This is a genomic window from Algibacter sp. L3A6 (genome assembly GCF_009796825.1).
Taxonomy (GTDB): domain Bacteria; phylum Bacteroidota; class Bacteroidia; order Flavobacteriales; family Flavobacteriaceae; genus Algibacter.
The window spans coordinates 687,957-706,264 of record NZ_CP047030.1; the positions used below are offsets into that span (position 1 = coordinate 687,957).

The following is an 18,308-nucleotide window of genomic DNA, read 5'->3' on the forward strand; positions in this document are numbered from 1 at the left end:
AATAAAAAAGATTTTCACAAGTTAACAGGCTAAAAATAATACCTCTATCGAACAAAAATTATAGGACAAAAAAAAAGCAACTTAAAATAAGTTGCTTTTTTTTATGAATCAATATCAATTATGCCTGTCCTGTTGGACCAAAATTTAATGGTATTGGAGGTTGCTCATAGTCTTTAATCTCTCCGTGTGCGCTCTCAAAACGTGTTACATTTTCACTTAGCGCTTTCAATAAACGTTTAGCGTGTTGCGGTGTTAAAATAATACGAGATTTTACTTTACTTTTTGGAACACCTGGCATGATGTTTACAAAATCGACTACAAATTCGGAAACCGAATGATTTATAATCGCTAAGTTAGAGTAAGTACCTTCTGCTACTTTTTCATCTAACTCGATATTTATTTGCCCTTGTTTAGGAGCTTCTTTTTCGTTTGCCATTGAAATTGTGTTTTTTGCTCCTTTTTTAGAAGGAGCCTTATTATTTTTATTAATAAAAAAGCCTTCAAACAACTTAATGCATGAAGGCTTTTATTTTATAGATTCCCGCCTTCGCGGGAATAACAAATACTAGTTATAATTTAACTCTTGTTTTACTTGCATCATTTCGTCGAATTCTTCTTTAGAACCAACTATAATATCAGTATAACTTCTCATACCTGTACCTGCAGGAATTCTATGTCCAACAATTACATTTTCTTTCAAGCCTTCTAAAGCATCTATCTTACCAGCTACTGCTGCTTCGTTAAGTACTTTAGTTGTCTCTTGGAAAGAAGCTGCAGAGATAAACGATTTAGTTTGAAGTGATGCTCTAGTAATACCTTGCAGTATTGGAGTAGCCGTTGCTGGCTGCGCATCTCTAGCAGAAACTAGTGTTTTATCTTCTCTACGTAAAATAGAGTTTTCATCTCTTAACTCACGAGGCGAAACAATTTGACCAGGTTTTAAGTTAATTGAATCTCCAGCATCTTCAACAACTTTCATTCCGAAAATATCATCATTTTCTAATATGAAATCTGCTTTATGAGCTAATTGATCTTCTAAGAATATAGTATCACCAGAATCAATAATTCTAACTTTACGCATCATTTGACGTACTACAACCTCGAAGTGTTTATCATTAATTTTCACACCTTGTAAACGATATACTTCTTGTACTTCGTTAACTAAGTATTGTTGAACTGCAGATGGGCCTTTGATATTTAGAATATCATTAGGTGTAATAGAACCATCAGATAAAGGCATACCAGCTTTTACGAAATCATTTTCTTGAACAAGAATCTGACTTGATAATTTCACTAAGTATTTCTTAATATCTCCTGTTTTAGACTCTATTATAATCTCACGATTACCACGTTTAATTTTTCCGAAAGAAACAACACCATCAATAGCACTAACAACTGCAGGGTTAGATGGGTTACGTGCTTCGAATAATTCTGTTACACGAGGTAGACCACCTGTAATATCTCCTGCTTTAGAAGATTTACGCGGTATTTTCACTAAAATTTTACCAACTATAACTTTTTCACCGTCGTCAATCATTAAGTGAGCTCCAACTGGTAAATTGTAAGAACGTATTGTCTCTCCTTTACTATCTTCAATATGAAGTGTTGGAATTAACTTTTTGTTTCTAGATTCAGAAATCACTTTTTCTTGGAAACCAGTTTGTTCATCAATTTCAACTTGATATGTAATACCTTGCTCAATGTTTTCATACTTCACCTTACCAGCAAATTCTGAAACAATAACACCGTTATATGGATCCCATGTACAAACTACATCACCTTTTACTAGTTTCTGACCATTTTTAACAATAATCGTAGAACCATAAGGAATGTTATTTGTACTTAATACAATACCTGTTTTCTTATCAATAAGTTTAAGTTCAGATGTACGAGAGATTACAACATCAATATCGTTTCCTTCGTTATCTTTTCCTTTAACTGTTTTTAAATCTTCAATTTCTGCAACACCATCAAATTTAACAACTAATTTATTTTCCTCTGAAATGTTACCTGCAATACCACCTACGTGGAATGTACGAAGTGTTAACTGTGTACCTGGTTCTCCAATAGATTGTGCAGCAACTACACCTACAGCTTCACCACGTTGTACCATTTTACCCGTAGCTAAGTTACGTCCGTAACATTTAGCACAAATACCTTTTAAAGCCTCACAACTTAATGCAGAACGTACTTCTACACTCTCAATTGGAGAAGCTTCAATGGTTTTAGCGATATCATCTTCGATTAACTGACCAGCTGATACTAACAACTCTTCTGTTAATGGATTATAAACATCATTTAAAGATACACGACCAACGATTCTTTCTTCTAAAGTTTCAACAACTTCATCATTTTTCTTCAATGGTTCAACTTCTACACCTCTTAATGTTCCACAATCTTCAGTGTTAATAATAACATCTTGAGAAACATCTACTAAACGACGTGTTAAGTAACCTGCATCGGCTGTTTTAAGAGCTGTATCCGCAAGACCTTTACGAGCACCGTGAGTAGAGATAAAGTATTCTAAAATTGAAAGTCCTTCTTTAAAGTTAGAAAGAATTGGATTTTCAATAATAGATCCACCACCAGCTGTAGATTTTTTAGGTTTCGCCATTAATCCACGCATACCTGTAAGCTGACGAATCTGTTCTTTAGATCCCCTTGCTCCAGAGTCAAGCATCATAAACACCGAGTTAAACCCTTGTTTGTCTTCTCTAATACGTTTCATTGACAATTCTGTCAATTCAGCATTTGTAGATGTCCAAATATCAATAACTTGGTTATAACGTTCATTATTTGTAATAAGCCCCATGTTATAGTTTCCAGTAATACCGTCAACTAAACCATTAGCTTTATCAATCATACTTTGCTTTTCTGGTGGGATAATAATATCACCTAAACTAAATGATAATCCACCTTGGAATGCAAACTTAAATCCTAATGTTCTAATACTATCTAAGAAATCAGCACATTCAGGAACAGATGTTGCCTTAAGAATATCACCAATAATATCTCTTAAAGATTTTTTAGTTAATACTTGGTTGATGAACCCTGCTGCTTGTGGCACGTGTTGGTTAAATAACACACGACCAACAGTAGTTTCAACAATCATTCTGTCTAACTTACCATCTTCATTAATATCAATAGTTCTTACTTTGATACCAGCATTTAATTCCACCTTTCCTTCATTAAAAGCAATCTCTACTTCTTCTGGAGAATAGAATGTTAAACCTTCACCTTTTACTTTTACTTCTGCAGTAGAAGTACGTAACTTAGTCATGTAGTATAAACCAAGTACCATATCCTGAGAAGGTACAGTTACTGGTGCACCGTTTGCTGGATTTAAAATATTATGAGAGGCCAACATTAACATTTGACACTCTAATATTGCTTCTGGTCCAAGCGGTAAGTGAACTGCCATCTGATCACCATCAAAATCGGCATTAAATGCCGCACATGCTAATGGGTGTAATTGAATTGCTTTTCCTTCAATTAATTTTGGTTGAAAAGCTTGTATACCCAAACGGTGTAAAGTAGGCGCACGGTTTAGTAATACCGGATGTCCTTTAAGAACGTTTTCCAAGATATCCCAAACCACTGGTTCTCTTTTATCTATAATTTTCTTTGCAGATTTTACTGTTTTTACAATACCTCTTTCAATTAGTTTTCTAATTACGAAAGGCTTGTATAACTCAGCCGCCATATTTTTAGGCAATCCACATTCAAATAATCTTAATTCTGGACCAACAACAATTACCGAACGTGCAGAATAATCAACACGCTTACCAAGTAAGTTTTGACGGAAACGTCCTTGCTTACCTTTTAATGAATCTGATAATGATTTTAATGGTCTATTAGAATCCGTTTTTACAGCAGATGATTTACGTGTATTATCAAATAACGAATCTACAGATTCCTGTAGCATACGTTTTTCATTACGTAAAATAACTTCTGGTGCTTTTATCTCAACCAATCTTTTAAGACGGTTGTTACGGATAATTACACGACGGTATAAATCATTTAAATCTGAAGTTGCAAAACGACCACCATCTAACGGCACTAAAGGACGTAATTCTGGCGGTATAATTGGCACAACCTTCATAATCATCCATTCTGGACGATTTTCTCTATTTTTATTAGAATCTCTTAAGGCTCCAACAACTTGTAAACGCTTTAAAGCTTCTGTTTTACGTTGTTTAGACGTTTCAGTATTCGCTTTATGACGTAATTCATATGATAAAGCTTGTAAATCAATACGAGCTAATAAATCGATTAAACACTCAGCACCCATTTTAGCTAAAAACTTGTTAGGGTCTTCATCATCTAAATACTGATTATCTTGTGGAAGTGACTCAAGAACATTTAAGTATTCTTCTTCCGTAAGGAAATCCATTTTTTGTAATGGTTCACCTTCTTCATTTTTAGCATTACCTGGTTGAATTACTACATAACGTTCGTAGTAAATAATCATATCTAATTTCTTAGATGGTAACCCTAATAAATATCCAATTTTGTTTGGTAAAGAACGGAAATACCAGATATGAGCTACAGGAACCACTAAGTTAATGTGCCCTACTCTATCTCTACGTACTTTCTTTTCTGTTACTTCTACACCACAACGGTCACAAACGATCCCTTTGTAACGTATTCTTTTATATTTACCACAAGCACACTCATAATCCTTTACAGGACCGAAGATACGCTCACAGAACAAACCATCTCTTTCTGGTTTGTGCGTACGATAATTGATAGTTTCTGGTTTTAAAACCTCACCTCTAGATTCTGCTAAAATAGATTCTGGTGATGCTAAACCAATTGAGATTTTATTAAACCTCTTTACTGTATTCTTATCTTGTTTTCTTGCCATGTTTTTTAAGTCTTCAGTTTGAGTTCTCAGTCAACATTATTTAGTCTAAAAAATAGTCTATTTAATGTTGACTGTTAACTGCCAACTATTTTTTTACTCTTCTAATCTGATATCCAATCCTAAACCTTTCAATTCATGCATTAATACATTGAATGATTCTGGTAATCCTGGATCTGGCATTGGTTCTCCTTTTACGATAGCTTCGTAAGTTTTGGCTCTACCAATAACATCATCAGATTTTACAGTTAAAATTTCTCGTAAGGTGCTTGATGCTCCATAAGCCTCAAGTGCCCAAACTTCCATCTCACCAAAACGTTGACCACCAAATTGTGCTTTACCACCTAATGGTTGTTGTGTAATTAATGAGTAAGGTCCAATAGAACGTGCGTGCATCTTATCATCAACCATGTGTCCAAGTTTAAGCATGTAAATCACACCAACTGTTGCTGGTTGATCGAAACGCTTACCTGTTCCACCGTCATATAAATAAGTATGTCCGTATCTTGGAATTCCAGCTTCATCTGTAAATCCGTTAATTTGTTCTATAGTTGCACCATCAAAGATTGGCGTTGCATAAGTACGACCTAATTTTTGACCAGCCCATCCAAGAACTGTTTCATAAATTTGACCAATATTCATACGAGACGGTACACCTAATGGATTTAATACAATATCAACTGGCGTTCCATCTTCTAAGAATGGCATATCTTCTTGACGAACGATACGAGCAACAATACCTTTGTTACCGTGACGCCCTGCCATTTTATCACCTACTTTAAGTTTACGCTTTTTAGCGATGTAAACTTTAGCTAGTTTGATAATTCCTGCTGGTAACTCATCACCTACAGAAATCGTAAACTTCTCACGACGTAAAGATCCTTGTAAATCGTTCTCTTTAATTTTATAGTTGTGAATTAAATCGGCAACTAATGTATTTGTGTGCTCATCAGTTGTCCATTTTCCAGACACTAAATGCGCATAATCATCAACAGCATTTAACATTTTAAGTGTGAATTTTTTACCTTTTGGTAATACTTCTTCACCTAAATCATTAAAAATACCTTGAGCAGTTTTTCCGTTTACAATATTGAAAAGCTTTTCGATTAAAACATCTTTTAAATCTTCAAACTTTCTATCATATTGCGCTTCTAAAGCTAAGATATCATCTTTATCTTGAGCTCTTTTACGCTTATCTTTTACCGCTCTTGCGAATAATTTCTTCTCGATAACAACACCATGTAATGAAGGAGACGCTTTTAACGAAGCATCTTTAACATCACCTGCTTTATCACCAAAGATAGCACGTAATAATTTTTCTTCCGGAGTTGGATCAGATTCCCCTTTTGGCGTAATTTTACCAATTAAGATATCACCAGGTTTAACCTCTGCTCCAATACGGATCATTCCGTTTTCATCTAAATCTTTAGTAGCTTCTTCAGAAACGTTAGGAATATCATTAGTTAACTCTTCGTTACCTAATTTTGTGTCTCTAACATCTAAAGAATACTCATCAATATGAATAGATGTAAATATATCTTCACGAACTACTTTTTCTGAAATTACGATGGCATCCTCAAAGTTATACCCTTTCCAAGGCATAAAGGCTACTTTCATATTTCTACCAAGAGCTAATTCACCTTTTTGAGTTGCATAACCTTCACATAAAACTTGACCTTTAGCAACTATATCTCCTTTAACCACAATTGGTTTAAGGTTGATAGAAGTACCTTGATTCGTTTTACGGAATTTCACTAATTTATAAGTCTTAATATCGCTATCGAAACTTACCTTAGCTTCATCTTCAGTACGGTCGTATCTAATTTTAATTTCATTAGCATCAACATAAAGAACTTCACCTCTTCCTTCTGCGTTAATTAAAACACGTGAATCTGAAGCTACTTGACGCTCTAAACCTGTACCAACAATTGGTGCATCTACTCTTAATAAAGGCACTGCTTGACGCATCATGTTAGATCCCATAAGGGCTCTATTCGCATCATCATGCTCTAAGAAAGGAATTAAAGAAGCCGAGATAGACGAAATTTGGTTTGGTGCAACATCCGTATAATCTAACCTAGTAGGCTCGATAACAGGGAAGTCACCTTCCATACGCGCAATTACCTTATCATGTAAAATTTTACCGTTTTCATCAACCTTAACAGTTGCTTGTGCGATTAATTTTTCTTCTTCTTCTTCTGCACTTAAATAAGTTGGTTCGTTAACAATATCAACAACACCATCAGTTACTTTTCTATATGGTGTTTCAATGAATCCCATTGAGTTCACTTTAGCAAATACTGAAAGTGAAGATATAAGACCAATATTTGGTCCCTCAGGAGTTTCAATTGGACATAAACGGCCGTAGTGTGTATAGTGAACATCACGAACCTCGAACCCTGCTCTCTCTCTCGAAAGACCACCTGGTCCAAGAGCCGATAAACGACGCTTATGTGTAATCTCAGCTAATGGATTGGTTTGATCCATAAATTGAGATAACTGGTTTGTTCCGAAGAAAGAATTAATAACAGACGATAATGTCTTAGCATTAATTAAATCTATTGGAGTAAACACCTCGTTATCACGAACGTTCATACGCTCACGAATAGTACGAGCCATACGTGCTAAACCAACACCAAATTGAGAAGATAACTGCTCACCAACTGTACGTACACGACGGTTAGATAAGTGATCAATATCATCAATCTCTGCTTTAGAGTTAATAAGCTCGATTAAGTATTTTATAATCGTTATGATATCTTCTTTGGTAAGCACTTGCTTATCCATACCAATATCCAACTGTAATTTTTTGTTCATTCTGTAACGCCCAACTTCTCCTAAAGAGTAACGTTGGTCTGAGAAGAATAATTTATCAATTATTCCACGAGCAGTTTCCTCATCTGGCGGCTCAGCATTACGTAATTGTCTATATATATGTTCAACAGCCTCTTTTTCAGAGTTTGTTGGATCTTTTTGAAGTGTGTTATGAATAATAGCGTAATCGCCTTGCTCATTACTTTCTTTGTGTAAAAGAACAGTTTTAACATCAACTTCAAGAATTTCTTCTATGTTGTCTTTATCTAAAATAGTATCACGATCAAGCACAATCTCGTTACGCTCAATTGATACTACCTCACCAGTATCTTCATCAACAAAATCCTCATGCCATGTATTTAATACACGGGCTGCTAATTTTCTTCCTAAATACTTTTTTAATCCAGATTTCGATACTTTAACTTCTTCAGCTAAGTCGAAAATCTCTAAAATATCTTTATCACGCTCAAAACCGATAGCACGGAAAAGCGTTGTAACAGGTAATTTCTTCTTTCTATCAATGTATGCGTACATCACTTGATTGATGTCGGTAGCAAACTCAATCCATGATCCTTTGAATGGTATAACCCTTGCTGAATATAATTTTGTTCCATTAGCATGAAAAGATTGACCGAAGAATACACCAGGTGAACGGTGTAACTGAGATACAACCACACGCTCGGCACCGTTGATACAAAAAGTACCAGAAGGTGTCATGTAAGGAATAGTTCCTAAATAAACATCTTGAACAATAGTTTCAAAATCTTCGTGTTCAGGATCGGTACAATATAACTTTAACCTAGCTTTAAGCGGAACGCTATATGTTAAACCACGCTCAATACACTCTTCAATGGCGTATCTTGGTGGATCTACGAAGTAATCTAAAAATTCTAAAACGAATTGATTACGAGAATCGGTGATAGGAAAGTTTTCCATGAAGGTATTATATAAACCTTCATCACCTCTTTCTTCAGATTTTGTCTCTAATTGGAAAAAATCTTGAAAAGATTTTATCTGAATATCCAAAAAGTCAGGATAATCTGTCTTATTTACAATAGACGAGAAATTTAATCTTTCAGCTTGTGTTGACAACATCAATGGACGGAATTATGATTAAAAAAATAATGATAGTGCTTTAAAACACTAATTAAACTGCAAAAAACAAGTCAAATAATTTGAGTTGTTTTGGGTATTGCTTTTGGTATAAAAACTATTATACACAAAATGGTCTAGGTCTGGTAGCGCGTGCTCCAGACCTAAACCGTTATGTTCTTGAGATGTTAAGTTTACTTTAACTCAACCTCTGCTCCAGCTTCTTCTAAAGATACTTTTAAAGCTTCAGCTTCGTCTTTAGTTACACCTTCTTTGATTGCACTTGGTGCATCATCAACTAAACCTTTAGCTTCTTTTAAACCTAAACCAGTTAATTCTTTAACTAATTTTACAACAGCTAACTTAGAGCTACCTGCAGCTTTTAAAATAACATCAAATTCAGTTTGAGCTTCTTCAGCTTCTCCACCAGCAGCAGGACCAGCAACAGCAACTGCAGCAGCAGCAGCAGGCTCGATACCGTACTCATCTTTTAATATAGTTGCTAACTCATTTACTTCTTTTACAGTAAGGTTAACTAATTGTTCTGCGAAATCTTTTAAATCTGCCATTTTTCTATCGTTTTAATAAATTTTAATAATAATATAATGTAATAAAGTGCGTACTATTTAATACTACTCTGATCTCTCAGAAAGTGTTTTTATAAGTCCAGCTATTGTTCCACCACCTGATTTAAGTGCTGAAATAACGTTTTTAGCAGGCGATTGTAATAATCCAACAATCTCTCCTAATAACTCTTCTTTAGACTTGATATCAACTAACATGTCTAATTGATCGTCACCGATATAAACAGACTCCTCAATGAATGCACCTTTTAATAAAGGTTTATCAGATTTTTTACGGAATGTTTTAATAAGTTTCGCTGGTACGTTACCTGTTTCAGAATACATCACTGATGTATTTCCTTTTAATACAGATGGAAGGTTTCCGAAATCTCTTTCTGATGCTTCCATTGCTTTCTCAAGTAATGTATTTTTAACAACTGCTAATTTTACGTTTGCTTTAAAACAAGCACGACGTAAATTTGAAGTAGTATCTGCATTTAATCCTGAAATATCAGCTAAATAGATATTTGCATTATTAGCTAATTCTGCAGTTAACTCCTCAATTACTTGTGATTTTTCTTCTCTTGTCATAATAAAAGTTTTAACTTAATTAACCAATTTTAGGATCAACAGCGATACTTGGGCTCATTGTAGAAGACATAAAAATGCTTTTTACATAAACTCCTTTTGAAGCTGTTGGTTTTAGTTTCATTAAAGTTGTTAATAATTCATTTGCATTACCTGCAATTTTATCAGCACTAAAAGATGCTTTACCAATAGCAGCGTGTACAATACCAGTTTTATCAACTTTAAAGTCAATTTTACCAGCTTTTACTTCTGTTACAGCTTTTGCCACATCCATAGTTACTGTACCCGTTTTTGGGTTAGGCATTAAACCACGTGGGCCTAATACACGTCCTAAAGGACCTAACTTACCCATAACACTCGGCATAGTGATAATTACATCAACGTCCGTCCAACCGCTCTTGATTTTATCAAGATACTCGTCTAAACCTACGTAATCAGCTCCAGCTTCTTTTGCTTCGGCTTCTTTATCTGGTGTTACTAATGCTAATACTTTTACATCTTTACCAGTACCATGAGGAAGTGAAACAACACCTCTCACCATCTGGTTAGCTTTACGTGGATCTACTCCTAAACGTACTGCTAAGTCAACTGATGCATCAAACTTTGTATTAGAAATTTCTTTTACTAATGCAGATGCTTCATTAAGAGAATAAACTTTCCCTTTTTCAATTTTTGCTAAAGCCTCTTTTTGCTTTTTTGTTAATCTTGCCATTTTCTAATGTCTTTAATAGATTAATTAGGGAATTGCCCTGTTACAGTTATTCCCATTGATCTTGCAGTTCCAGCTATCATTTTCATTGCAGACTCGATAGTAAATGCATTTAAATCTACCATTTTATCTTCAGCGATAGTTTTAACCTGATCCCAAGATACTTTAGCTACTTTTTTACGGTTTGGCTCTCCAGAACCCTTCTTCAACTTAGCTGCTTCCATTAACTGGACTGCTGCTGGAGGAGTTTTAATTACAAAGTCAAATGATTTGTCTTTGTAAACAGATATAACAACTGGTAATACTTTACCAGCTTTATCTTGGGTTCTAGCATTGAATTGCTTACAGAACTCCATGATGTTAACACCAGCGGCTCCTAAAGCGGGTCCAACCGGTGGCGACGGATTCGCAGCACCTCCCCGAACTTGTAACTTAACTACTTTACTTAATTCTTTTGCCATTTTTAATAATTTAATTCGAAAAAACCTCTCTTTTGGAAGCGAGACGTTTAATCTATCTTAATGTAACACTGTTATACTTTTTCAACTTGCATATAGCTTAACTCTAATGGTGTTTTTCTTCCGAAGATTTTTACCATTACTTCAAGCTTACGCTTTTCTTCATTTATGTTTTCGATAGTTCCATCAAATCCATTAAAAGGCCCGTCAATTACTTTAACAGTTTCTCCTTTTGTGTATGGTATTGCTACTACAGAACTTTCTTCAACAGCCAACTCATCAACCTTACCTAACATTCTGTTTACTTCAGACTGTCTCAATGGCACAGGATCTCCACCTTTTGTTTCACCTAAAAACCCAATAACATTTGTTACTGAACGAATAATATGAGGAACTTCACCTGTTAAATTTGCTTGTACCATAATATATCCTGGGAAGAATACTTTTTCTTTATGGATTTTTTTTCCGTTACGGATTTGGATAACGCGTTCTGTAGGTACTAATACTTGGTCTACATAATCAGTAAGACCTAAACGAGCAATTTCATTCTCGATATATGTCTTAATTTTGTTCTCTTGACCACTTACAGCACGAACTACGTACCATTTTTTCTCACTTACTTCAGACATAATTTTTTTTTATTTAATTAGATCAAAGTAAAATGATATAACATTACTAAATACTGTATCTACTCCCCATATTGCAAGAGAGAATATAATTGAAAACACAGCAACCAAAATAGTTAAACTTTGAGCTTCTGCCCATGTTGGCCAACTTACATTGTTTTTAAGTTCTCCAAATGATTCTTTTATATAATTTACAAATCCAGCCATTTTTACTTTTTTTTACAACATCTAAAAGATGCTTAGTGTAAACACTTCATTGAGATTTATTAATCTCTGATATTTTGCACGGGCGGAGAGACTCGAACTCCCGACACCTGGTTTTGGAGACCAGTGCTCTACCAACTGAGCTACGCCCGTAAATAAAGTCAAGGTATTCCAAAAAAGGAATACCTTAACTTTTTTTATATGCTTTGGACTATATTAGTCTAAAATTTCAGTTACCTGACCAGCACCAACTGTTCTACCACCTTCACGAATTGCGAAACGTAAACCTACAGTCATTGCAATTGTTTGAATTAATTCAACAGTAATAGTTAAGTTGTCTCCTGGCATAACCATCTCAACACCATCAGGAAGCGCAATGTTTCCAGTTACATCAGTTGTACGTACGTAGAACTGTGGACGGTAATTGTTGTGGAATGGAGTGTGACGTCCACCTTCTTCTTTCTTAAGGATGTAAACCTCAGCTTTAAATTTAGCGTGTGGAGTTACAGAACCTGGCTTAACAATAACCATACCTCTAGAAATTTGAGACTTCTCAATACCTCTTAATAAGATACCAGCATTATCACCAGCTTCACCTCTATCTAATATTTGACGGAACATTTCGATACCTGTGATAGTAGATGTTAATTTCTCAGCACCCATACCAATGATTTCTACAGGATCTCCTGTATTTGCAATACCAGTTTCAATACGACCAGTTGCAACAGTACCACGACCAGTAATAGAGAATACATCCTCGATAGGCATTAAGAAAGGTTTATCAACCTCACGTAATGGCTCTTCGATCCAATCGTCACAAGCTTGCATTAATTCTAATACTGTATCAACCCACTTTTGTTCACCGTTAAGTGCACCTAAAGCAGAACCAGCAATTACAGGTCCATTATCACCATCGTACTCATAGAAAGATAATAAATCTCTAACTTCCATGTCTACTAATTCGATTAATTCTTCATCATCAACCATATCCACTTTGTTCATGAATACAACGATACGAGGAATACCTACCTGACGTCCTAATAAGATGTGCTCACGAGTTTGTGGCATTGGACCATCTGTAGCCGCAACTACTAAGATAGCACCATCCATTTGTGCAGCACCAGTTACCATGTTCTTTACGTAATCCGCGTGACCTGGACAGTCAACGTGAGCGTAATGACGGTTTAATGTTGCATACTCTACGTGAGATGTATTAATTGTTATACCTCTTTCTTTTTCTTCAGGAGCATTATCAATTTGATCAAATGATCTTGCTTCAGAATAACCTGCATCAGCTAATACTTTAGTAATAGCAGCAGTTAAAGTTGTTTTACCGTGATCTACGTGTCCAATTGTACCAATGTTTAAGTGTGGTTTTGAACGATCAAAAGTTGCCTTTGCCATGTTTTTAAAATGATTTTAATCTTTGTTATATAATAATATTAGTGTATTCTAATTTTTTCTTTAGAGCCAATGACGAGAATTGAACTCGTGACCTCTTCCTTACCAAGGAAACGCTCTACCCCTGAGCTACACCGGCGTAAAGTTTTTATTCCCTATTCTTTCAATCTATCTTAAAAAAAGATTTTTTAAAAGAAGAGATTCCTGATTTCGCAGGAACTTTGAGCGAGAGACCGGGTTCGAACCGGCGACATTCAGCTTGGAAGGCTGACGCTCTACCAACTGAGCTACTCTCGCATTAATTAAAAATTTCAAATCTAAATTTAGAATTTCTACAAAAGTAGAATTCTTTTTTATAGATACAAAAATCTTTAAAGGGTATTATCAATATTTCAATAAACTTTTTAGATTAATCGCTTAATCCTTAAAAATTGTGGGGAGAGCAGGATTCGAACCTGCGAAGACGTAGTCAGCAGATTTACAGTCTGCCCTCGTTGGCCGCTTGAGTATCTCCCCTAAATTCAATATTTCAATCTAAAACTCTTATTTCTAAATAATTAGAATTCAAATTTTAAAAGAGCCGATGGAGGGACTCGAACCCACGACCTGCTGATTACAAATCAGCTGCTCTAGCCAGCTGAGCTACATCGGCTTTTTTCTTTTTTTACGCATAAAAAAAGTCCGCTATTTCTAACGGACTGCAAATGTATAGATTTATTTAAATATTCAAAACATTTTTTCAATAAATTTTACATAGAATTTCAAACTATTTTCAAATTCTATTAAAAACCATGTATTTTAGATTCATTTCTTCTATTCTTGAAACGCGATTACTTTAATAATAACGGGGTATTCCATTCTTTTTTCACTAAAACAAAACTGTTTCTATAAAATCGTTCTAAATATTATAAATGTGCTCTTAATTTTTCTTTTCGTTTTTTTAATTGGCGCTCTAATGATGCTATGGCCATATCTGCACCTTCCTCAAAACTTTTACACTGTTTTTTTACAACAAAACTATCGCCTGGTACACTTACACGTGCTTCAAATACTTTATTTTCTTTATCACTGGTGTTTTCTAACTTTAAAAAAACATCCGATTTAATTACCTTATCATAAAACAAATCTAATTTGTCCATTCGTTTTTGGATAAAATCTATTAATTTTTGATCTGCGTTAAAATTTACGGATTGGGTGTTTACTTTCATACTTGTGTTTTTTTGGTTAAACAATTATTAAAGTTGAAATTAAAAACTTCAGCTTAGTTTACTTTATTTTTTACTTCTAGGATGCGCGCTAACATGCACCTTTTTTAATTCGGCTATACTATTATGTGTATAAACTTGTGTTGCCGCTAAACTTGAATGACCAAGAAGCTCTTTAACAGCATTTAAGTCTGCACCTTGGTTTAACAAATGTGTTGCAAAAGAATGCCTTAGTATATGTGGGCTCTTTTTAACCTTTGAAGATGCTAAACTAAAATACTCATTAATTACTCTGTAAACAAGTGTTTCATATATTTTAACACCTTTTTGGGTTAAAAACAACCTGTCAGAATCTACAAGTACTTCCAATTCATTTCGGGCCTTTAAATAACTTTTACAGCTTTCAATAACCGATGGTAATAATGGTATAATACGCTCCTTATTTCGCTTCCCTTTAACCTTAAGTGTTTTATTACTGATATCAAATCGAGAGAGTTCTAACTCTACTAACTCTATTCTACGAATGCCTGTTGAATAAAACAGCTCTATAATGAGTTTATTACGCAAGCTCTCGAAGTCGGTGCCGAAATTCAATTCGTTTAACACGTTTGCTACTTCGGTTTCAGAAAATGGCACTTGTATTTTTTTACTTGTTTTTAGTGCGCGATGTTTTGCTAATGGGTTTAATTGAAGATCTCCTACTTTTAAAAGAAATTTATAATAAGTATTTAATGATGAAATTTTTCGGTTTATACTCCTATTGGAAATACCACTTTCTACCAAAGAAACAATCCAGCTACGAATTTGCGAATAGTTTACATTTTTGATAGAATCATCTTCAAATTGTTTTTCTATATATTTTGAAAAGGCTTTTAAATCTGCTTGATATGCATTTACAGTCAATACCGAATAGTTTTTTTCCAGTAGGAGATAATCGGTAAAGGATTGAAAAGGCATGTATTTTGGGGTATGATTTGTTTTTAAATATACAATGTTTTTTCATCACTTCGAAGTGAAACACAAACAAAAAAGTAAGATTTTTATATCGAAAAATCACGTAAACGTCATAACATCTTGATGTCGTGATACTTTTTTAAACAAAAAAAATCCCGCAAATTGCGGGATTTAATATTATAAAGAACAGAAATTATACTTCTTCTGCATCTCTTAATCCTTGGATGTATTGAGCCTTTTGAACCTGAGCTCTACGTACAATAGAAGGTTTGTTAAATTGCTTACGCGTGTTTAACTGGTTTTTTACCGTTGTTTTTACAAACTTTCGTTTGTAACGCTTTAACGCTCTATCTATATTTTCTCCTTCTTTAACTGGTATTATTAACATAGTGTCTTAACCTCCTCTCTTTTAGAATTTTCAGGGTGCAAATATATAATAATTTCTAAATAATAATTAAAATTTAAAATATTTTTTTTGAATTGTTTTATGCAGATATACCACACGCTATCTTTTAACACTTAGAAAGCAGATTTTCCTGCAAAAACGATTGATGCGGCATCCTTTTTTGTGCTTTCCCTAAACATAAATAGATGTGAAAAATTGAAATGTTCGCCTAATGTATTAATAAAACTAAGCCTTATTAAGCTCAAAAAAGATATAGCGGAAAGCGTGTTTGCGCCGAAACCCTATTCTGTTTTAATAGAAACTACGCCTTAAATTAATCTTTCCATATTAAAAAAACACAAATTATAATAGGCGCAATTTGCCCAAATAAATTATGTTGCTTCTTTGTATTCTTTTTTATCGATGATGATTTTAGCTAGAATTTCTCGCAAAATTTCTGATGTTCCGCCGCCAATTGGACCTAAACGACTATCTCGTAAGAGTCTTGCCATTGGATAATCTTCCATGTAGCCGTAGCCACCTAGAAATTGCAGACATTGATAAATAACCTCGTCGGCCATTTTAGTAGACCTTAGCTTAGACATGGTAGCTTCTTTCACTACGTATTCCCCTTTATTTAATCGATATGCTACGGCGTAGTTAAATGTTTTACACATTTCCATATCGGTATATAAATCGGCAATGGTATGGCGTAAAGCTTGGAATTTATCAATAGTACGTCCGAAGGCTTGACGCTCGCTCATATATTTTAAAGCATATTCTAGCGCAAATTCTGCTCGTGCATGGCCATTAATACCCATAATTAAACGCTCTAGCGCAAAATGCTGCATAATGTATGCAAAACCTTTATCTTCTTCGCCTAATATTTGATTTGCTGGGATTTCAACATTATCAAAAGCTATTTCTCCTGTATCGGATGCTCTCCATCCAAGTTTGTTAAGTTTAGTTGCCGATAAACCTTTGGTTTCACGATCTACCACAAATATACTAATGCCTTTATTACCTAATTCTGGACTTGTTTTGACCGCAACGACTAAGTAATCGCTTAAAACGCCATTTGTTATAAATGTTTTTGAACCATTGATAATATATTTATCACCTTTTTTAACAGCAGTGGTGCGCATACCTGCAACATCACTTCCGCCGAAAGGTTCACTAATACACAAACACCCTATTTTATCTCCAGTAATACTCGGTACTAAATATTTTTGTTTTATCGCCTCATCGCCTTCTGCATTTAAATGCGTCATGGCTAAATAAGTATGCGCCCAAATAGCAGCGGCAAAACCACCTGAATTTATTTTTTGAAGTTCTTCGAGCAGAATTACAGTATAGAACAAATCTAAATCTAAACCACCATAAGCTTCAGGATATTTAATTCCGAAGAATCCCATATCACCAAATTTTTTCCAAATAAAACGATCTATTAGACCCGTTTGCTCCCACTTTTCAATATGTGGAACAACTTCTTTTTGTAAAAAATCTTGAAGACTTTTCCTAAAAAGTTGGTGCTCTTCTGTAAAGTACATGCTATTCATTAGTTTGTGTTGTCAATTCGCAAATATAATTCAATTATCTCGATTTTATTTACTGGAAAGTCTTTTACTTTTAGTAATTCTGAAAAGGATTTAAATCCCTCTCGTAAACTACGCTGCTCGATGATATGGTGCGCCAAATCGTAATCAATATGTTGTATGTTAACCAATTGATCTACGGATGCCGTATTTAAATTTATTTTATTAATATGTCGCGGTGTTTTAACCGTGAAATCTAATTGTATTTTCTGAATAACTTCTGGTGTTAGGCCATAAACATCTTGCAATTGCACATCGGCTATAAAACCACCTTTAAATTTATTTCTGAATTTGATAATTCGTTTTGAAAAAGCTTCGCCAATACCATTCACTGCTTGAAGCTGTTTAGCCGTAGCCGTATTCAAATCTTGTTTTTGAGCAAAAGTTTTGGGTTTGGTTTTATATGAATTGCTATAGGATGATTTAAACGTTTTAGGGTTGGTTACCCATTCCGGGAATTTAAAATACGGAGATATACTATTTAATAGAGAATCTGAGACTTGCGTGACTTCTTGAAATTGTTTGGATGAGTTTATCCACTGGTCATGTTTTCTAAAATTAAGAAGCCTGTCTATTTCCAGATTACTCATACCCAAAGTAGCACCTTTGTAATCTGTAATAAAATTAGGATTGAAAGGGAATATTTTTGGTTTACGGGCTTCTAACTCTATAGCTTTAAGCGAATCTATTTCTTTGGTGAATTTTGCTAACTCGTCATTGTTGGTTTGAATGTCTTCTCCCGAAAAATCAACAAAAAAGTAAACACATTGTAAGGCAATGATGAGTAGAGCCAATAAAAAAATCCCATGCCGTTGGTTTTTAGAAAACGTGACATGGGATTTCATATATA

At 34.4% G+C, this 18,308-nt stretch carries 15 protein-coding genes and 5 tRNA genes; all 20 read right to left on the reverse strand.

Translation table 11 applies throughout. The features are described from left to right. Nucleotides 1-118: 118 nt before the first annotated feature. The 20 genes from GQR98_RS02825 to GQR98_RS02920 all read right to left on the reverse strand — a co-directional run bounded on the left by GQR98_RS02825 (nucleotide 119) and on the right by GQR98_RS02920 (nucleotide 18,303). Nucleotides 119-436, reverse strand: coding sequence for a DUF3467 domain-containing protein (locus GQR98_RS02825; protein ID WP_042499282.1), 318 nt, complete (start codon nucleotides 434-436; stop codon nucleotides 119-121). Nucleotides 437-565: 129 nt separating this feature from the next. Next, nucleotides 566-4,867 (reverse strand): DNA-directed RNA polymerase subunit beta', encoded by a 4,302-nt coding sequence (gene rpoC / locus GQR98_RS02830; RefSeq protein ID WP_159018192.1) that lies wholly within the window; start codon nucleotides 4,865-4,867, stop codon nucleotides 566-568. A gap of 93 nt (nucleotides 4,868-4,960) precedes the next feature. Further along, nucleotides 4,961-8,773, reverse strand: coding sequence for a DNA-directed RNA polymerase subunit beta (gene rpoB, locus GQR98_RS02835; RefSeq protein ID WP_159018193.1), 3,813 nt, complete (start codon nucleotides 8,771-8,773; stop codon nucleotides 4,961-4,963). Between the two features lie 191 nt (nucleotides 8,774-8,964). Further along, complete coding sequence (gene rplL / locus GQR98_RS02840) at nucleotides 8,965-9,339, reverse strand: 50S ribosomal protein L7/L12 (protein ID WP_159018194.1); 375 nt, start codon at nucleotides 9,337-9,339, stop codon at nucleotides 8,965-8,967. A gap of 63 nt (nucleotides 9,340-9,402) precedes the next feature. Beyond that, complete coding sequence (rplJ, locus tag GQR98_RS02845; protein WP_159018195.1) at nucleotides 9,403-9,924, reverse strand: 50S ribosomal protein L10; 522 nt, start codon at nucleotides 9,922-9,924, stop codon at nucleotides 9,403-9,405. Between the two features lie 19 nt (nucleotides 9,925-9,943). Next, nucleotides 9,944-10,633 (reverse strand): 50S ribosomal protein L1, encoded by a 690-nt coding sequence (gene rplA, locus GQR98_RS02850; RefSeq protein ID WP_042499291.1) that lies wholly within the window; start codon nucleotides 10,631-10,633, stop codon nucleotides 9,944-9,946. Nucleotides 10,634-10,653: 20 nt separating this feature from the next. Beyond that, nucleotides 10,654-11,091, reverse strand: coding sequence for a 50S ribosomal protein L11 (gene rplK, locus GQR98_RS02855; RefSeq protein WP_042505915.1), 438 nt, complete (start codon nucleotides 11,089-11,091; stop codon nucleotides 10,654-10,656). A 71-nt stretch (nucleotides 11,092-11,162) separates the two neighbouring features. Further along, nucleotides 11,163-11,717, reverse strand: a complete 555-nt coding sequence (gene nusG / locus GQR98_RS02860) for a transcription termination/antitermination protein NusG (RefSeq protein ID WP_042499296.1) — start codon at nucleotides 11,715-11,717, stop codon at nucleotides 11,163-11,165. A gap of 9 nt (nucleotides 11,718-11,726) precedes the next feature. After that, nucleotides 11,727-11,921, reverse strand: coding sequence for a preprotein translocase subunit SecE (gene secE, locus GQR98_RS02865; protein ID WP_042499298.1), 195 nt, complete (start codon nucleotides 11,919-11,921; stop codon nucleotides 11,727-11,729). Nucleotides 11,922-11,998: 77 nt separating this feature from the next. Then, nucleotides 11,999-12,071: transfer RNA gene (locus GQR98_RS02870), tRNA-Trp, on the reverse strand. A 63-nt stretch (nucleotides 12,072-12,134) separates the two neighbouring features. Further along, a complete protein-coding gene (gene tuf, locus GQR98_RS02875; RefSeq protein WP_159018196.1) occupies nucleotides 12,135-13,322 on the reverse strand; it encodes an elongation factor Tu in 1,188 nt (395 codons plus the stop codon). 64 nt (nucleotides 13,323-13,386) lie between these two features. Beyond that, nucleotides 13,387-13,458: transfer RNA gene (locus GQR98_RS02880), tRNA-Thr, on the reverse strand. An 85-nt stretch (nucleotides 13,459-13,543) separates the two neighbouring features. Next, nucleotides 13,544-13,616, reverse strand: a tRNA-Gly gene (locus tag GQR98_RS02885). A 137-nt stretch (nucleotides 13,617-13,753) separates the two neighbouring features. Further along, nucleotides 13,754-13,835, reverse strand: a tRNA-Tyr gene (locus GQR98_RS02890). Nucleotides 13,836-13,897: 62 nt separating this feature from the next. Then, nucleotides 13,898-13,971: transfer RNA gene (locus GQR98_RS02895), tRNA-Thr, on the reverse strand. Between the two features lie 253 nt (nucleotides 13,972-14,224). Continuing rightward, nucleotides 14,225-14,527: a ribosome hibernation-promoting factor, HPF/YfiA family gene (hpf, locus tag GQR98_RS02900; RefSeq protein WP_042499303.1), complete on the reverse strand. Its 303-nt coding sequence runs from the start codon at nucleotides 14,525-14,527 to the stop codon at nucleotides 14,225-14,227. Nucleotides 14,528-14,590: 63 nt separating this feature from the next. Continuing rightward, entirely contained in the window at nucleotides 14,591-15,481 is an 891-nt protein-coding gene (locus tag GQR98_RS02905; RefSeq protein WP_159018197.1) for a tyrosine-type recombinase/integrase, read from the reverse strand. A gap of 190 nt (nucleotides 15,482-15,671) precedes the next feature. Then, nucleotides 15,672-15,866: a 30S ribosomal protein S21 gene (gene rpsU, locus GQR98_RS02910; RefSeq protein WP_042499307.1), complete on the reverse strand. Its 195-nt coding sequence runs from the start codon at nucleotides 15,864-15,866 to the stop codon at nucleotides 15,672-15,674. A gap of 389 nt (nucleotides 15,867-16,255) precedes the next feature. Beyond that, complete coding sequence (locus tag GQR98_RS02915) at nucleotides 16,256-17,422, reverse strand: acyl-CoA dehydrogenase family protein (protein ID WP_159018198.1); 1,167 nt, start codon at nucleotides 17,420-17,422, stop codon at nucleotides 16,256-16,258. After that, complete coding sequence (locus GQR98_RS02920) at nucleotides 17,422-18,303, reverse strand: ComEA family DNA-binding protein (RefSeq protein ID WP_159018199.1); 882 nt, start codon at nucleotides 18,301-18,303, stop codon at nucleotides 17,422-17,424. The genes GQR98_RS02915 and GQR98_RS02920 overlap by 1 nt, the downstream gene beginning before the upstream one ends. Nucleotides 18,304-18,308: the final 5 nt, after the last annotated feature.